This window comes from Pseudonocardia sp. P-1, from assembly GCF_058111925.1.
The window spans coordinates 4,865,679-4,882,067 of sequence record NZ_CM176614.1 but is presented as its reverse complement, the minus strand read 5'-3'; the positions used below and the strand labels follow the sequence as shown (position 1 = coordinate 4,882,067).

Annotated in this window: 18 protein-coding genes; 11 read left to right on the top strand and 7 right to left on the bottom strand. The window is 76.0% G+C overall.

The genetic code is table 11. The annotated features are described in order from the left end of the window. Positions 1–53 precede the first annotated feature (53 nt). Genes AC0GKK_RS24000 through AC0GKK_RS23985 form a run of 4 tightly spaced genes read left to right on the top strand, consistent with a single transcriptional unit; the run spans position 54 to position 3,648 of the window. Positions 54–989, top strand: a complete 936-nt coding sequence (locus AC0GKK_RS24000; RefSeq protein WP_489882581.1) for an SDR family NAD(P)-dependent oxidoreductase — start codon at positions 54–56, stop codon at positions 987–989. A 20-nt stretch (positions 990–1,009) separates the two neighbouring features. Continuing rightward, positions 1,010–1,924: a metal-dependent hydrolase gene (locus tag AC0GKK_RS23995; RefSeq protein WP_489884057.1), complete on the top strand. Its 915-nt coding sequence runs from the start codon at positions 1,010–1,012 to the stop codon at positions 1,922–1,924. After that, on the top strand, positions 1,921–2,970 hold the full coding sequence (locus AC0GKK_RS23990) for a PDR/VanB family oxidoreductase (protein ID WP_476652033.1): 1,050 nt from the start codon (positions 1,921–1,923) through the stop codon (positions 2,968–2,970). The genes AC0GKK_RS23995 and AC0GKK_RS23990 overlap by 4 nt, the downstream gene beginning before the upstream one ends. A 27-nt stretch (positions 2,971–2,997) precedes the next feature. After that, entirely contained in the window at positions 2,998–3,648 is a 651-nt protein-coding gene (locus AC0GKK_RS23985; protein WP_246352729.1) for a TetR/AcrR family transcriptional regulator, read from the top strand. Here the strand turns inward: AC0GKK_RS23985 and AC0GKK_RS23980 are convergent. The 5 genes from AC0GKK_RS23980 to AC0GKK_RS23960 all read right to left on the bottom strand — a co-directional run bounded on the left by AC0GKK_RS23980 (position 3,606) and on the right by AC0GKK_RS23960 (position 9,848). Beyond that, a complete protein-coding gene (locus AC0GKK_RS23980; protein ID WP_476652034.1) occupies positions 3,606–4,859 on the bottom strand; it encodes a phosphodiester glycosidase family protein in 1,254 nt (417 codons plus the stop codon). The two genes, AC0GKK_RS23985 and AC0GKK_RS23980, sit on opposite strands and share 43 nt — an antisense overlap. 232 nt (positions 4,860–5,091) lie before the next feature. Continuing rightward, positions 5,092–6,459 (bottom strand): LLM class flavin-dependent oxidoreductase, encoded by a 1,368-nt coding sequence (locus AC0GKK_RS23975; RefSeq protein ID WP_405416259.1) that lies wholly within the window; start codon positions 6,457–6,459, stop codon positions 5,092–5,094. Beyond that, a complete protein-coding gene (locus tag AC0GKK_RS23970) occupies positions 6,456–7,793 on the bottom strand; it encodes an MFS transporter (protein WP_346009826.1) in 1,338 nt (445 codons plus the stop codon). The genes AC0GKK_RS23975 and AC0GKK_RS23970 overlap by 4 nt, the downstream gene beginning before the upstream one ends. Positions 7,794–7,970: 177 nt before the next feature. Next, positions 7,971–8,735, bottom strand: coding sequence for a 23S ribosomal RNA methyltransferase Erm (gene erm, locus AC0GKK_RS23965; RefSeq protein WP_489884056.1), 765 nt, complete (start codon positions 8,733–8,735; stop codon positions 7,971–7,973). 204 nt (positions 8,736–8,939) lie between these two features. After that, positions 8,940–9,848 carry an enoyl-CoA hydratase-related protein gene (locus AC0GKK_RS23960; RefSeq protein ID WP_251785194.1) on the bottom strand — a complete coding sequence of 303 codons (909 nt, stop codon included), beginning with the start codon at positions 9,846–9,848 and terminating at the stop codon, positions 8,940–8,942. A gap of 145 nt (positions 9,849–9,993) precedes the next feature. Between AC0GKK_RS23960 and AC0GKK_RS23955 the strand changes: the two genes are divergently transcribed. Next, positions 9,994–10,680: a hypothetical protein gene (locus AC0GKK_RS23955; RefSeq protein ID WP_405416255.1), complete on the top strand. Its 687-nt coding sequence runs from the start codon at positions 9,994–9,996 to the stop codon at positions 10,678–10,680. A gap of 11 nt (positions 10,681–10,691) precedes the next feature. Here AC0GKK_RS23955 and AC0GKK_RS23950 read toward each other — a convergent pair whose 3' ends face one another. Then, a complete protein-coding gene (locus AC0GKK_RS23950; RefSeq protein WP_224402004.1) occupies positions 10,692–11,399 on the bottom strand; it encodes a DUF1990 family protein in 708 nt (235 codons plus the stop codon). A gap of 103 nt (positions 11,400–11,502) precedes the next feature. Between AC0GKK_RS23950 and AC0GKK_RS23945 the strand changes: the two genes are divergently transcribed. The 5 genes from AC0GKK_RS23945 to hepT all read left to right on the top strand — a co-directional run bounded on the left by AC0GKK_RS23945 (position 11,503) and on the right by hepT (position 13,793). Next, positions 11,503–11,733, top strand: coding sequence for a hypothetical protein (locus AC0GKK_RS23945; RefSeq protein WP_062403384.1), 231 nt, complete (start codon positions 11,503–11,505; stop codon positions 11,731–11,733). Positions 11,734–11,789: 56 nt separating this feature from the next. Continuing rightward, positions 11,790–12,455: a DUF1990 family protein gene (locus tag AC0GKK_RS23940; RefSeq protein ID WP_251785197.1), complete on the top strand. Its 666-nt coding sequence runs from the start codon at positions 11,790–11,792 to the stop codon at positions 12,453–12,455. A gap of 33 nt (positions 12,456–12,488) precedes the next feature. Next, on the top strand, positions 12,489–12,911 hold the full coding sequence (locus AC0GKK_RS23935; RefSeq protein ID WP_062396199.1) for a DUF5313 family protein: 423 nt from the start codon (positions 12,489–12,491) through the stop codon (positions 12,909–12,911). Between the two features lie 94 nt (positions 12,912–13,005). Beyond that, on the top strand, positions 13,006–13,407 hold the full coding sequence (gene mntA / locus AC0GKK_RS23930) for a type VII toxin-antitoxin system MntA family adenylyltransferase antitoxin (protein WP_489882580.1): 402 nt from the start codon (positions 13,006–13,008) through the stop codon (positions 13,405–13,407). Then, entirely contained in the window at positions 13,407–13,793 is a 387-nt protein-coding gene (gene hepT, locus AC0GKK_RS23925; RefSeq protein WP_405416253.1) for a type VII toxin-antitoxin system HepT family RNase toxin, read from the top strand. Before mntA ends, hepT begins: the two co-directional genes overlap by 1 nt. 94 nt (positions 13,794–13,887) lie before the next feature. Here the strand turns inward: hepT and AC0GKK_RS23920 are convergent, their stop codons facing one another. Next, entirely contained in the window at positions 13,888–15,030 is a 1,143-nt protein-coding gene (locus AC0GKK_RS23920) for a Glu/Leu/Phe/Val family dehydrogenase (RefSeq protein WP_489884055.1), read from the bottom strand. A 326-nt stretch (positions 15,031–15,356) separates the two neighbouring features. Between AC0GKK_RS23920 and AC0GKK_RS23915 the strand changes: the two genes are divergently transcribed. Then, a complete protein-coding gene (locus AC0GKK_RS23915; RefSeq protein ID WP_489882579.1) occupies positions 15,357–16,307 on the top strand; it encodes a LysR family transcriptional regulator in 951 nt (316 codons plus the stop codon). Positions 16,308–16,389: the final 82 nt, after the last annotated feature.

The following is a 16,389-nucleotide window of genomic DNA, read 5'->3' as shown; positions in this document are numbered from 1 at the left end:
CCTGCCCGGCGGGCACTGGATCGTCCGCAAGCGCGCGGGCGTGATCGCCCGGTGTGTCCGCGAGCTCGTCGCCGAGCGCAGCGGCGGGACCGCCGCGCCCGCGCTGGCCCGGGCGGGGCCCGGGGCGCAGCCCTGGTCCGCACCGGGGGCGGCCGGGCCGGGCGTCGCGCTGGGAGGGCGGGCTCGCCGTCGTCACCGGGGCGGGCAGCGGGATCGGCCGCGAGATCGCCCGCCAGGTCGCCGACCTGGGGGGCCGGGTCGTCGTCGCCGACGTCTCCGAGGCCGGCGCCGCGGAGACCGTCGACCTGGTGACCCGGCAGCACGGGCCCGGACGCGCGGTGGCCGCGGTCGTCGACGTCGCCGACGAGGCCGCCGTCGCCGCCCTCGCCGAGCGGGTCGCGGCCGAGCACGGGGTGCCCGACCTCGTCGTCAACAACGCCGGGATCGCCGTCGCCGGATCGTTCGCCGACACCACGGCGCAGGAGTGGCAGCGGATCGTCGACGTGAACCTGTGGGGCGTCGTGCACGGCTGCCGGCACTTCGGCGCGCTGCTCGCCGCGCACGGCGAGGGCGGCACGATCGTCAACACCGCCTCGGCGGCGGCGTACCTCCCGTCGCGCTCGCTGCCGGCCTACGCCACGACCAAGGCGGCGGTGCTGATGCTGTCGCAGTGCCTGCGCGCCGAGCTGGCGGGCGCCGGGGTGGGGGTCACCGCGCTGTGCCCCGGGTTCGTCGACACCCCGATCACCGGGGCGACCCGCTTCGCCGGTACCGACGACGCCACCCAGGCCGTCCGCCGCCGCGACGCCGCGGCCGCCTACACCCGGCGCGGGTACACCCCGCAGCGCGTCGCCGCCCGGCTGGTCCGCGCCGTCGAGCAGGACCTGCCGATCGCCCCGGTCACCGCCGAGGCGCACGTCGGGCTGCTCGCGTCCCGGCTGTCCCCCGGCCTCGTCCGCGCGCTCGCCCGCGTCGACGGCACCCGCTGAGTACGAGAGGAGCGTCCACGATGACCGCCGACCCGACCGAGGACCGGATCGCACTCCAGGCCCGCGACGTCCGTTTCGACTTCACCGAGCTGCGGACCGACTGGATCCCCGGCGAGCCGTTCGCCTCGCACCTGATCGACGTGCTGCACCTGCTGCTGCCCGAGGGCGAGCGCTGGTTCGTGGACGTCTTCTCCCGCGCGCTGCCGATGGTCCGTGACGAGGCGCTGGCCGAGGACGTCCGCGGGTTCATCGGCCAGGAGGCCGTGCACGCGACCTCGCACCAGGGCGCGCTGGACCACCTCGTCGAGGCGGGCGTCGACGTGACCCGCTTCGTCGAGCAGGTCGAGTGGATCTTCAAGGAGCTGCTCGGCGACCGCGGCCTGACCGGCGACGCGGCCCGGGAGTGGCTGGTGGAGCGGGTCGGGCTGATCGCGGCCATCGAGCACTTCACCGCCGTCCTCGGCTCCTGGATCCTCGACTCCGCCGCGCTGGACGCGGCCGGGGCCGACCCGCACATGCTGGACATGCTGCGCTGGCACGGCGCCGAGGAGGTCGAGCACCGCAACGTCGCGCACGACCTCTACACCCACCTCGACGGCCGCTGGCTGCGCCGGATCCGGGCGATGGCGGTGGCCGGCCCAGCGCTGGCGAAGCTGTGGGTCGACGGCACCCGGCACCTGTGCGCCCGCGACCCGCACCTGCGCGGGACACCGCAGCGCCGGGCCCGGCTGCGCGACTACCTGCGGGACTCCCGGCGCGGGCTGGTGCCCGGGCCGTGGCTGTTCACCCGCGCCGTCCTGACCTACCTCAGCCCGCGGTTCCACCCGGCCGCGCACGGCGACACCGACGCCGCGGTGGCCTATCTCGCGATCTCCCCCGCCGCCCGCGCCGCCGAGGCGGGTCACGCCGGCCCGGCCGAGGGGTCCGCGGCATGAGTCCCGCGCTGCTGCCCGGCACGGGCTCGACCGCGCCGCCGCCGCACCCGAACCGCGGGGCCACCGCGCTGTCGGTGCTCACCGCCCTGACCCAGACCCTCGCGACGGCCGGTGCCCGGCGCCGCCGCCCGGTCACCCCGGTGGACCGCACGCTGCTCGTCGAGGTGCACGCCGTGCGCCGTCCCTGCCCCGACGTCGCCGAGCTCGACCTCGTCCCGGCGGGCGCCGAGCCGCTTCCGGGCTGGCGGCCCGGCGCGCACGTCGACGTCGAGCTGCCCTCGGGGGTCATGCGCCAGTACTCGCTGTGCGGCGACCCGGACGACCGGTCGGTGTACCGGATCGCGGTACGGCAGGTGCCCGGGGGCACCGGCTCGCACGAGATGCACGCCCTGCGCCCCGGGGTGCGGCTGCGGCTGCACGGCCCGCGCAACGCCTTCCCGCTGGCCACGGCGCCGTCGTACCTGTTCGTCGCCGGCGGCATCGGGATCACCCCGATCGCGCCGATGGTCCGGGCCGCGCACGCCGCCGGGGTGCCGTGGCGGCTGGTGCACACCGGCCGGGACCGGGCGTCGATGCCACTGTCGGACGCACTGGCCGTGCTGGCCCCGGACCGGGTCCTGCGCCGCCCCGACGACGTCGCGGGTGTCCCGTCGGCGGCCGAGCTGCTGTCCGGGACCGACGCCGACGCCGCCGTCTACTGCTGCGGCCCGCCGCCGATGATCGAGTCTCTGCGTCGGGCGCTCCCCGCAGGGCAGCGGTTCCACTCCGAGCGGTTCTCCCCGCCCCCGATCCGCGACGGCCGCCCGTTCACCGTCCGGATCGCCGGTGGCCCGGACGTCGCGGTCCCCGCCGACCGCACCGCGCTGGACGCGGTCCGCGCGCTGCGCCCGGACGTGCCGTACTCGTGCCGGCAGGGGTTCTGCGGGACCTGCCACGTCCGGCTCGTGGAGGGCACCACCGTGGGCGACCCGGCCGGGCCGGGCCTGACCGCGCTGTGTGTCGGGCGGGCCACGGACGGGACGATCGTCGTCGATCTCGGGCGCTGAGGCGTGGGGTCCGTACCCTCGTCGGTGATGACCTCACCCGCACGTCCACCCCGGCGTATGACGCCCGAGGCCCGCCGCGCACAGCTCGTGTCCGCCGCGCTCGACCTCTACGGCGCCCGCTCGCCGGAGGAGGTGGCCGTCGAGGACGTCACCCGGGCCGCGGACGTGTCCCGGGCGCTGTTCTACCGGTACTTCTCCGGGATGGAGGAGCTGCACGTCGCGGCGCTGGGCAGCGTCGCCGAGGAGCTCATCGACCGGGTCGCGCTGCCCACCGACGGTCCGCTGGACGGGCAGCTGGCCGACGCGCTGGACGTGTTCCTCGACGTCGTCGGCCGGCACTCGCGGGCCTACATCGCGCTGCTGCGCAGCGGTTCGGTCGTCTCCACCGGGGAGACCGACGCCATGGTCGACGGCGTGCGCGACCACATCGTGGACCTGCTGTGCGTGCGCGGCGGCGTCCCCGACCCGACCCCGCTGCAGCTGATGACCCTGCGCGGCTGGGTCGCGCTGGTCGAGGGCTCGGTGCTGGTGTGGCTGGAGGCGGGCCGGGTGCCCGCCCACGCCGAGCTGCGGGACTGGCTGGTGGAGCAGCTGTTCGCGATGCTCGGGGTCACCGTCGCCCGCGACCCGGACGCTCAGTTCTCCACGACGCCGAGCGCGTTGGGCACCAGCCGGTAGGCGTCCTCGGACGGGCTGTTCACGACCTGGTCGCGGAACACCATCGTCGAGGAGCCGCCGCCGTCGAGGTTGACGCCGTCGACGGCGCCCGCCCGGCGCAACTGCTCGGCGGTCTCGGCCAGGGTGATCCCGACCGAGGTCGACTCGCGGCCGTCGGCGGTGAGCAGGATCAGCCGTCCCTGCGCGGTGAGGCCCGCGGCGCTGCGCGGGTCGCGCGAGCGGGCGTCCAGCCCGGCGACGGGTGTGCCGTCGCGCAGGATCGGTGACGCCCCGACCGCGGTCCGCGGCACGGTCCCCGACGCGGCGGTGAGCGCCTGCCGCACGGTGACCCGGTCGCCGACGGCGAGCCCGCGCAGCGCGGCGGCGCCCTGGTCGCGGCCGGCGAGGACCTGTTCCCCGGCCGGGATCGCTCCCCCGCCGGGCGGGCCGACGGCGGTGACCGCGCCGTCGCGGACCACGACCTCGAACCGGTCCGGTGCGCACGGCGCGTCCCGGTCGGTGTCGCTGCCGCACAGCGTGGCGGCCCGGTCGCCCGCCCAGTCGGAGGTGAACAGCCCGATCCCGCCGACGGGCACGGCGTAGGCGTTGAGGGTGTCGATGCGCAGGCGGCCCTTCGGCCCGGTCGCGGACGCGTCGAGGGTGAGCCGGTCCAGGCGGGGGGTGCCGTCGTCGTCGATGGCGAGGACGTCGCCCTGCCGGGCGCCGGGGACGCCCGGGGCGAGCCGCCGCCCGGGCGGCACGGCGGAGGTGAGTGCCCGGCCGTCGCGGACCGAGGGGCCGGCCGGGGCGTTGCTGCGGGCCAGGTCGAAGAAGTCGCCGTTGATCGCGGCGACGGCGCCGCCGCGCCGGGCGTGCGCGGGCACCGACGACCGCTCCCCGACCGTTGCGCCGGTGAGCAGGGTGGCGCGCAGCTCCGACCGGTTCAGGTCGGCGACGACGATGTCGACGGTCACCGGCCCGGCCGGGGTGTCGACCCGCTCCTCGCGGTGGGTGATCGCGGGGGCCTGCGGGGCCGGGGCGACGGGCGCCGCGGCCGGGCCCGGGGCGGCACCGGGTACGGCGGACCCGGCCCCTGCCGCGGGCGCGGTGGCCGCGACGGGGTGCGCCTGCGGGGCCGGGGCCGCGGACGCCTGCTGGGTGGCCGGTACCAGTACCCCGATCACGACCGCCGCCGCCACCGCCGCGCCCCGGCTGCCCGTCCACCCCACCATGCCCGCACTCCCCCGATCGCCACCCCGGCCGGGACCGAGGTGAACACGGCGGTACGGCGACGGCGCGGGGCGTCACGCGTCGGTGGTGCAGTGCCACCTGGTCGGGGGGCGCGACGTCCCCTGCGGGGTGACCCGGCAGCGCGGAACGCGACCGTCGGCACCATGACCACCGGGAGTGGAGCGGCCGGGTGCGGAAGCTGCTCCCCGCGCTCCGCTCCCGGTGATCACGGCGTCAGAGCGTACGGTGCGCCGACCCGGGGTGGTCCTTCGCGAGCCGGGCGCCGTCGCCGGTGCCGTAGCGCTCGCGCAGGGTGGGGCCGCCCGCGTCGGCGGCGGCGGGCATCCGGCCGCGGCGGCGCAGCTCGGGCACGACGTGGGTGACGACGTCGGCCATCGTCCCCGGGGTGACGGCGTAGGCCAGGTTGAAGCCGTCGAGGTCGGCCTCGTCGGCCCAGCGCTCCAGCTCGTCGGCGACACCCGCCCCCGACCCGACGACGAGCGGCCCGCGCCCGCCGACGGTGATGAACTCCGCGAGCTCCCCCACCGTCCAGTCGCGGTCCGGCCCGGTGAACGACGCCAGCGCCGAGCGGGTCGCGTCGGTCTGCACGTACTCGAGCTTCTGCTCCGGCGAGGCCCCCGCCAGGTCGACGCCGGACCAGCCGCCGAACAGCGCCAGCGCCGCGGACGGGTCGGTCAGCTCCAGGTACTCGGCCAGCGTCGCGCGGGCGGCCGCGTCGGTCTCCCCGGCGATCGCGGTGAGCATCGCGAAGACCTTCACCGAGCGCGGGTCCCGCCCGGCGCGGGCGGCCTCGGCACGCACGGCGTCGACCGAGCGGCGGACCACCGCGGGCGACGGGCCGGACACGAACACGGCCTCGGCGTGGGTGCCGGCGAACCGGGCACCGCGCGGCGACGCGCCGGCCTGGAAGATCACCGGGGTGCGCTGCGGGGACGGCTCGGACAGGAACGGGCCGGGCACGTCGAACCAGTGGCCGTGGTGGGCGATGTCGTGCACCCGGTCCGGCTCGGTGAACACGCCGCGGGCACGGTCGCGGACCACGGCGTCGTCGTCCCAGGAGCCCTCCCACAGCTTGTAGCAGACCTCCAGGAACTCCTCGGCGAGCTCGTAGCGCTCGTCGTGCGGGATCTGCCCGGACCGGCCGAGGTTGCGCGCCGCGGAGTCCAGGTAGGACGTGACGACGTTCCAGGCGACCCGGCCACGGGTGAGGTGGTCGAGGGTGGTGAGCCGCCGCGCCAGCGCGTAGGGGTGCTCGTAGGCGACCGAGACGGTCACCCCGAACCCGAGCCGCGAGGTCACCCCCGCCATCGCGGGGACGAGCAGCAGCGGGTCGGCGAGCGGGACCTGCGCGGCGGCGCGGACGGCGGCGTCACGGGAGCCGCCGTAGACGTCGTAGACGCCGAGGACGTCGGCGAGGAACAGCGCGTCGAAGCCGCCGTCCTCCAGCATGCGGGCCAGCGAGGTCCAGTGGTCGAGGTCGGTGTAGCGGTGCCCCTCGTCGGACGGGTGGCGCCACAGCCCGGCGGACTGGTGGCCCACACAGGCCATGTCGAAGGCGTTGAGCAGGATGCGGCCGGTCATGCCGACACCTTCTCCCGGGCGGTGCGCAGCCCGCCGCGGTGGGTCTCGGGGAGCAGGACGGTGGAGACGACGCAGATCGCGAACAGCACCCCGAAATACCCCCAGATCAGCCACGGGGTCCCGCCGCCGGCGTAGAGCAGCGCGGTGGCGACCAGCGGCGTCGTGCCGCCGATGACCGACCCGATCTGGTAGCCCAGCGACGCCCCGCTGTAGCGCAGCCGGGTGTCGAACAGCTCGCCGTACCAGGCCGCCTGCGGGCCGTACATCGCGTCGTGGAAGAGGTTGACCAGCACCACCATGCCGACCACGACCAGCACGGTGGACCCGGTGTCGAGCAGCAGGAAGAAGGCCCCGAGGAACAGCGGCGCCCCGATCGCGCCGGCCAGGTAGACCGGCTTGCGGCCGACCCGGTCGGACAGGACCGCCCACAACGGCGTCGAGAACAGCCCGATCGCCGACGCGATGATCACCGCGGTCAGACCGGCGCCCTCGGCGGCGCCCGAGTCGCCTTGGGCCAGGTAGGTCAGCGCGAACGTCGTCGCCAGGATGTAGACGGAGTTCTGGGCGATCCGGCTGCCGACGGTCAGCAGCACGGTGCGCCAGTCGGTGCGCAGCACCTCCAGCACCGGGCGGCGGGACAGCGTCCCGGCGTCGCGGGCGGCGGTGAACACCGCGGGGTCGGCGAGGGTGAGCCGGATGGCCAGCCCCACCACGACGAGCACCGCGCTGAGCAGGAACGGGATCCGCCAGGCCCCGGCGAGGAACGCCTCCTTGCCCGCGATCGCGAGCACCGCGGTGTAGACACCCGACGCGAGCAGCATCCCGGCCGAGGAGCCGATCTGCGGGAAGCTGCCGAACAGGCCGCGTCGGCGCTCGGTCTCGGCGTGCTCGACGGCCATGAGCACCGCACCGGCCCACTCCGCGCCCACGGCGAGCCCCTGGGCCAGGCGCAGCACCACGAGCAGCACCGGGGCCAGCAGCCCGACGGTCGGGTAGGTCGGCAGCAGCCCGATGAGCGTCGTCGCGACGCCCATCAGCACCAGCGACCCGACCAGGACGGCGCGGCGGCCGATCCGGTCGCCCAGGTGCCCGGCGACGACGGCGCCGATCGGCCGCGCCCCGAACCCGGCGGCGTAGGTCGCGAACGAGGCGAGCACACCGGTTGCCGGATCGGCGTCGGTGAAGAACAGCGGGGCGAAGACCAGCGCCGCGGCGGTGGCGTAGAGGTAGAAGTCGTACCACTCGATGGTGGTGCCGACGAGGCTCGCGACGGCGGCGCGGCGCGGTGTGGCACCGGACGTCGGGGCGGGATCGGACACGGCGGAGCTGGACACGGGACCTGCCGGTGGGTGAGGCGGAGCGGGGAGTCGGTGCGCGGGGCCGGGGTCAGCGACAGGCGTGCGACGACAGGCGGCCGTGGTCCAGCCACCGCCGGCGGGTCAGCTCCGAGTGCTCCACGCCACCCACCCGAACAGACGACCCCCGCCCGGCGCAACGGAGCGGGACCGGGGTCACCCCCGCCCGGCCACCCGGGCATGCAGCCGGACCCACTGCCCGGCGTCGAGGTCGCGTGGCAGTGTCCGCGGCCCGAGACCGCACTCGCGCGCCCAGTCCCGGGCGAGGGCGCGGCCGAACCGCCGCCCGACGACGTCGACGACCCCGCGGCCGCGGCCGGTGAACACCGCGTCGACCATCCGGTGGTGGTCCCGGGGCCGGGCGTCGAGCAGCGGCACGTCGCGGCGGGCGATCTCCAGCACCCCGCCGTCGACGGCCGGGACCGGCCGGAACGCCCGGGCCGGGACACGGTCGTGCAGGGTGAAGGTGAACCACGGCCACCAGCGGGCGGTGAGCGCGCTGGTGCCGCCGACCGCCGCCCGCTTGCGCGCCACCTCCCACTGCACCAGCAGCAGCGCGTGCGCCCAGCGCGGGGCGCCCAGCAGGCGTCGCAGCAGCGGGGTGGTCACCGCGTACGGGACGTTGGACACCACGTCGACGGGCCGGTCCAGGCGGGTGTCGAGCAGGTCGCCGTGGACGACGGTGACGGCGTCGCCGAACCGCCGTCGCAGCCGGGCCACCCGGTGCGGGTCGAGTTCGACCGCGGTCAGCGGCCTGCCGGGCAGCCGCAGCAGCGCGGCGGTCAGCGCGCCGTCGCCGGGGCCCAGCTCCAGCAGCGGCCGGGGCGGGTACCCGGCGACGACGGCGGCCAGCGCGGCCGGGACGGAGGCGTCGACGAGGAAGTTCTGACCGTGCTCGTGACGGCCGAACGGGCGGGGCAGGGGGGATCGCACAGGAGGCTCCCGGGGTGGGAGCCGGGGGCGCGGCGGGGCGCCGCCCGGCAGGGGTACGAGGACCGGCTGCTCGGACGGCGGCGCCAGGAGATCGGCAGGGATCAGGTGTGGCGCCGCCGTCGGGCGACGCGCAGGCGTATCGAGGCCACGGGGCGACGGTAGGGGCGACGGGGTCGCCGGCGCACCCGGATTTCAGTCCGTCAGGTCGGCGGGCGGCGCGGGCCAGTGCGGCAGGACGTGGCCGGGGTAGTCGTCGGAGACGGTGTCGGGGAAGGCGGGCGGGCGCTTCTCCAGGAACGACGTGACGCCCTCGGCGACGTCGCGGCCCTGCCCGAGGTGCGCGATCGCGGCCGAGTCGGCGCGGTGGGCGTCCCACGGGGTGGGCGCGCCGAGCATCCCCCACAGCAGCTGGCGGGTCAGCGCGACCGACACCGCGGAGGTGTTGTCGGCGATCTCGCGGGCGATCGCGTACGCCGCGCCGAGCAGCTCGTCGTCGGGCAGGACACGGGAGACCAGCCGGCCGTCGAGGGCCTCGGCGGCGTCGAACACCCGGCCGGTCGCGGCCCACTCCATGGCCCGGGAGACGCCGACGATGCGCGGCAGGAACCAGCTCGACGCGGCCTCGGGGACGAGCCCGCGGCGGGCGAACACGAACCCGAACCGGGCCGAGGCCCCGGCCAGCCGGATGTCGGCGGGCAGCGTCATCGTCGCCCCGATGCCGACCGCCGGCCCGTTGACGGCGGCGATCACCGGGGTGCGCAGCGCCGCCATCCGCATGGTCACGGTGCCGCCGCCGTCGCGGACGACGCCGCCGATGGTGCCGACGCCCGCCCGGTCGGCGGCGCGCTGCGGGTCGGTGGGGTCGAACGACGCCCCGCCGCGGCCCAGGTCGGCGCCGGCGCAGAAGCCGCGTCCGCGGCCGGTGAGCACGATCGCGCGGACGGCGTCGTCGGCGTCGGCGCGGTCGTAGGCGGCGATCAGCTCGCGGGCCATCGTCGGGGTGAACGCGTTGAGGCGGTCCGGGCGGTCGAGGGTGATCGTGGCGACCCGGTCGTCGACGTCGTAGGAGATCTGGGTGAAGGCGGGAGCGTCGGTGCTCATGATCGGCGAGTCTGCCCCGCCCCGCGCCCGGGCGACAGTGCCCGCGGCGCCCGCAGCCCGCCCGCAAGCGGGCTGCAAGCGGCCGGGCGCACGGTGGTCCCGTCGCGCCGGACCGACCGGACGCGCCCCTCCGGAAGGACCCACCGTGACTCTGCAGGACGCCCCCACCGCCACCACCGCCCCGGCCGTCCCCGCCGTCGACCCCGCCCGGCGACGCCTGGTCGTGGGCGGCGGCGTGATGCTGCTCGCCTCCGCCGTGCTGTCGCTCGCCGGTGGCGTCGCCCACCCCGTCGTCGACGGGAACGCCCACTCCGTCGCGTCCCTGCTCGCCCCCGGCTCGCCGTGGGCGCAGCTGTCGATCTACGCCGGCGCGCTCGCGCTGATGATGGGCCTGCCCGCGGCCTGGGGCTGGTTCGCCCCGCGGGCCGGTGTGCTCGGCACGCTCGGGTTCGGTCTGTACTTCCTGGGCAACGCGCTGAGCGCGCAGGGCCACCTCGTCGTCGAGGGGCTGGTGGCGCCCGCGATCGCCCGTGCCGCCCCGGAGCTGGTCCCCGACGACGGCAGCATCCTCGCCGCCCCCGGTTTCGCGCTGCTGCAGATGGTCGGCGGGCTGGTCTTCCTGGCCGGGCTGGCGCTGACGGGTGTGGCGCTGCTGCGCACCGCCGGGGTGCCGCGCTGGATCGGCGCAGCCGCGCTGGCCGGGGCGCTGCTGCTGTTCGTGCCGCTGCCGGAGGCCCCGGTGCTCAGCGGGCTGCACGTGGAGCTGCTGCGCGGGATCGCCGTCGCCGGGCTCGGGGTCGTCATGATCCGTGAGGTGCGGGCCGCCCGGTGAGGCCCGCCGCGTCATCCGGCGGTCGCGAACCGCCGGGTGCGCACCGTCACGCCGCCGTCCGGGCGGCCGCCCGCGATGGCGGCCGCCCGGATGCAGGCGTGCGTCCACATGTTGAACTGCACCTCCTTGGCCACCCGCAGGGTGTTGTAGAGCACATGCGACAGCCGGTCCCCGGGCCGCGCCCAGGACTCGATGTCGAAGCGCAGCATCTCCGGGTGGTCCGGGTCGCGACGGGTGCGGAACTCGATCCGGCCGGCCTCCAGGTGCCCGTCGAGGGTGACGAAGGAGAACGCGCTCGGCCCGGCGGCGGCCACCCGCACCGGGCCGTCCCACGGGCCGGGCATGCGGATCAGGAACTCGTCGCCGACCGCCATCCCGCCGGGCTCACCACGGGTGCGGCGGAACACCGCGAACTCCGGTGACCAGCGGTCGGGGTCCGCGGCGAGGCGCGTCATGAGCTCCTCGGGGCTCAGCCGGGACCCGCGGATGCGCACGCTGTAGCGCCGGTGCAGCAGGGTCCCGACCCCGTCCGACGGGCGCTGGACGTCGTCGCCCTCGGCGCCCTGCGGCGAGGCGGGTGGCAGGTCCCCCAGGTCCCCGACGACGTCGCTGCGGTGGATCGGTGTGGTGCGCCAGAAGTAGCGCCACGACACCAGCGCCAGGCCCACCGGCCAGCGCAGCACCGCCGACACCCGCCGGGACCGCCGGTCCCCCGTCACCGGGGTGGTCCGATCTCTCGTCGTGGCCGTCCTGGAAGTCCGCACGGCGTGGACGTACCCCCTCTGCGGGATTACATCCGCCGGGAGCGGGGAAGGAACCGCCATGACGGTCGGACGTGTCCTGCACCGGGTCGGGTTGCGCGGTGCCCAGCTCCAGTGGTTCTCCCTCGGCTCGGTGGGCTTCTCCATCGCGCTGTGGCTGCGCGCGAAGACCGTGGACCAGGACGAGCGCGGCAACGCCGAACGCCGCGCCGTCTTCGTCGGCCTGTGGCCGTCGATGTTCTGGCTGATCGGCGACTCGATGCGGCGCGAGGAGAAGGGCCGTCGGTCCTGAAGCGCCCCGCCCCCGGGGACCGTCGCGCCGACCTGGACGGGCTCGCCGCACGCGGCGTGAACTTCGACGACGCCGAGACCCCCACCGACACCCGTGACCCGCGCTGGCACGTCGACCACGGCCGGGCCCTGGTCGGCACCGAGCCGCCCGGCGACCCGGTCCCCGACGGCCCCTGGGAACGTGCCTGCGCGGTGCTGCGCGACTACCAGTTCACCGCCCCGAACCGGCTGCGCGGCGTGTTCCGCCCGTCCGACCCGCTGCTGGGGCGGGACATGCTGCTGGAGGGCCGGTTCGGGCCGATGCGCTTCCACCTCGGCGTCCGCGTGACCGGTCTCGTCGACGAGACCGTCGACGGCCGGCGCGTCTGGGGCTGGACCTACGAGACGCTGCACGGGCACCTGGAGGAGGGCCGGCTCACCTACGAGGTGGTCAAGGACCTCGCGACCGGCGACGTCGAGTTCGTCATCCGCGCGTTCTCCCGGCCCGCGCACATCCCGAACCCCCTGTTCCGGCTCGGCTTCGGGTTGTTCGGCCGCGCGGTGCAGCTCGAGTTCTACCATCGGGCCGGGCAGCGGGTCCGCGAGCTCGTGGCCGACGCGGCGGCGGGCAGGCCGCTGCCGCAGCCGCTGCCGGGTGCCGACGGCGTGACCGTCGCCCCGCAGAACGGCGGGCGGCACTGGACGGACCCGTTCGCCGTGCTCGTCCGGCATCCGGGTGTCTGACCCGGGTGCGCGATCCGATGAGGGGAACGTCCGATGGACGACCGGATCCGCCGTCCGAACCCGTTCCGCTGGGTGGCCTACGCCTTCGGTGCCCGGCTGCCGGTCCGGAACCGGCGCTGGGTGCTGCACGACGTCACGACCCGCACCTGGGTGCTGCGCCACCTCCTCCGCACGACGGTCCAGCTGATCCCGCTGCTGGTCCTGCTGTTCCTGGTGGTGCCCGGACCGGCGTGGGTGCGGCTGGGCGCCATCGCCTCCGGCGCGGTGATCGGCTACTTCTACTCGATGGTCTACGTGGTCGAGGCGTGCGAGACCCGGGTGATGAAGGCCGGCTACCCGGTGGGGGCGGCCGCGTCGACCCGGGAGGCGCGACGCGCCGAGCAGCACGTCGACGCCCGGCTGCGCCACGACCGGGAGTTCGGGGCGGACCGCGACCGGGACGACCGCCGGGGCTGAGCACCCCCGCCGCGGCGCGCCCCGGCCGCGGTCCCGCCGCGCCGTCGGGCCGGGCCGGGTCGATGCCCACGTCGGGGCGCGGGGGTGTGCCACGATGACCGTCGTGGATCCCGATCTCGGCCCGGTGTTCACCGCGCACGACGTCGCGGTGGCCTACCTGTTCGGGTCGCGCGCCACCGGGACCGCGCGGCCGGACAGCGACCACGACGTGGCGGTGCTGTTCGCCGGTGAGCCCGCTCCCGTCGCCACCGAGCTGCTCGCCGCCGACCTGACCGCCCTGCTCGGGACCGGGGTGGACGTCGTCGACCTCGGGCGGGCGGGCCTCGAGCTGCGCGGCCGGGTCGCGGAGTCCGGCCGGCTGTTGTTCAGCGCCGACGAGGTCGCACGGGTCCGGTTCGAGGTGGACGCCCGGATGCGCTGGATCGAGTTCCGCCCCGTCCTGGAGGAGACGACCCGTTCCTTCCTCGCCCGTGTCGCGAGGGAAGGGCTGCGCTGATGGTCGACGCCGACCGCGTGCGCCGGTTGCTGGTGATGCTGGAGCACTACCGGGACCTGCTCGCCGAGGACGCCCCCGACCCGTTCCGCCGTCGTCACCTGGTGCAGACGGCCGCGCAGATCTGCATCGACCTGGCCAACCACGTCATCGCCGCCGACGGCCACCGGACCCCGCGGGACTACGGCGACGCCTTCCGCGTGCTCGCCGAGGTGGGGGTGCTCGACGACGGGCTCGCCGGCCGGATGGTGGCGCTCGCCGGGGCGCGCAACCTCATCGTGCACCTCTACGCCGAGGTCGACGACGACCTGCTCGCCCGCAGCATCCGGGACGGCGGTCTCGACGATCTGGGCGCCTTCGCCGCCCGCATCGCCGCCCTCGCCGGCTGACGGGCCCCCGGGTACGCCGCGGCGCCCCGTCCCGGCGCGCGGCCCCGGTGCACGGGTGCCGCGCGGCGTCACGGGGCGCCGCGGGTGGAGCGGGTCAGGGGATGACGACCGGCCCGGTGGTCGGGGCGGGGTCGTCGGCCCAGCGGTGCCCGGTCTCGCGCGGGGTGACGCCGTCCTCGGTCCACGCGGCCAGCAGCTGCGCGACCTTGGCGTGCATCACGGTGCGCAGCCGGTCGAAGGAGTTCTGCGGGTCGTCGTCGACCTCACCGAGCAGCAGCCACCAGGCCCAGGCGACCGCACCGGCGTTGGCGACGAAGTCCGGCAGCACCGGCACGCCGCGGGCGGCGAGCATGGCCTCGGCCTCCGGGGTGGTCGCGGCGTTCGCGGCCTCGACGACCACGCGGGCGCGGACGTCGTAGGAGTTGTCCGGGGTGATCGCGTAGGAGATCGCGGCCGGCACCAGGATGTCGACCTCGGCGGAGAGGATCGCGGTGCGCGGGAGCTGCTCGACACCGGCGGGCAGCCGGGTGCGGTCGATCTCGCTGAAGCCGTCGCGCAGGTCCAGCAGCGCGGGCACGTCGAGCCCGTCGGCACAGTGCAGGGTGCCCGCGGCGTCGGCCAGCGTGGTGACCTTCATCCCGGCCTCGTACAGGTAGTAGGCGGCCGCACCGCCCATCGTGCCGACGCCCTGGATCGCGACCGTGGTGTCGGCCGGGATCTGGCCCCAGGACACCGCGGAGGCCAGGCAGGCGTGCGCGACGCCGTAGCCGCCGATCACGTCGCCCAGCTCGAACCCGCCGTCGACCTCGGCGGTCAGCCCGGTGCGCACCCGCTCCAGGGTGGCGGCCGGGTCGGCGGCACGGCTGATCGCGGCGTGGTAGCTCTGGCCGAGGCCGATCTTCTCGAAGACCTCGTCGATCAGGTGCTGCGGGACGCCGAGGTCCTCCGCGGTCACCCAGTGCGCGTCGATCCAGGGGCGCATGGCCTCGCAGAACCGCTCGAGCACCTCGACGGCGCGCGGGTCCTTCGGGTCGAAGTCGATGCCGCCCTTGGCCCCGCCGATCGGCAGGTCGAAGGTGGCGGTCTTGTTGGCCATGCCGCGTGCGAGGTCCTCGACCTCGGACAACGTGCAGCCGGCCCGCATCCGGGTGCCGCCGGTGGCGAGGCCCGCCCGCAGGGTGTGCACGACCAGGTAGCCGACGGCGCCGGTCACGGCGTCGTTCCACTGCAGGCGCATGTACGGCTCGGGGCGGCGGACGACCGGAGCGACGGTGGGCGCCGGGGCGCCGGCGACGTACGGGGCGGCCGTGGCCGCCGTCTGCGGGGTGCTCCCGGCCGGGTTCTGCATCGTCGTCATGGCGACCCACCTCCTGCTCGTGCTGCACCGGTCGTCGCCGCCAGGGGCCGTTCCGGTCTCGTCGACATCGCGGACCTCGTCGTCCCCCGGCCGCCGTCGTTCCCGACCGGTGGCCCCAGGTTGGGGTCGCACCCGGCCCCGCGTCCATTTACGGATCATTCACGGCGCTGTTCACCGTTCCTGCACAGCGCAATAGGCTCAGCGACATGGAGCTGTCCCTGTCTCGGCTGCGGATGCTGCGCGAGCTGCACCGGCGGGGAACCATCACGGCGGCGGCGACCGCGCTGCACTACACGGCGTCGGCGGTGTCCCAGCAGCTCGCGCAGCTCGAGCGCGACGTCGGGACCCGCCTGTTCGAACGGAGAGGTCGCCGGGTCCAGCTCACCGACCTCGGGGTCCTGCTGGCCGAGCACGCCGAGGAGATCCTCGCCTCGGTCGAGCGCGCCACCCAGGCCCTGGAGGAGGCGGGCGAGACCGTTGCGGCCAAGCTCACCGCCGGGGTGTGGGCCTCGGTCGCCTCGGGCCTGCTGCCCGACGCGCTGACCGCGCTGGCCCGTACCCACCCCGGTGTCGAGGTCCGCACCCGCGAGCTCGCCCCGGAGGAGACCGCGGCCGCGGTGCGCGACGGCGAGCTCGACCTGTCGTTCGTCATCGACTACTCGAACTACCCGATGACGTGGGACAAGGGCCTGGAGCGGGCGGTCATCGCCGTCGAGCGGGTCTACGCGGCGGTGCCCGCCGGGGCCGTGCCGGCCGCGAGCGTGATGCTGGCGGAGCTGGCCGAGCACCCGTGGATCGTGTCGCCCGCCCGGTCGCACTTCGGGCAGGCGGCCCGGCTGGCCTGCCAGAGCGCGGGCTTCGAGCCGCGGATCGACCACGAGGTCGAGGAGCAGGCCACCGCGATGGCGATGGTCGCGGCCGGGCTCGGCGTCACCCTGGTGACCGACCTGGGCCTGGCGCTGCGCCCGCCGGGGGTCGACATCGTCGCGCTCGGCGACGCCCTGACCCGCACGGTGTCACTGGCCTACCGCACCACCACCGCACGACGGGCCGCGCTGCCGCTGGTGATCGAGGCCGTCCGGACCGCGGCGGCGCAGAAGGGGCTCGGCGCCGACGCCCCGATCCCGGTGCAGCCGGACTCGCTCGGCCTGGCCTGACCCGTTCCGCGGCGGAATCGTCGGAACCCGGTCGAACCGTTTCCGCCGCCGGTTCCGAAGAACGGTCGTGCTGACCGAGAAC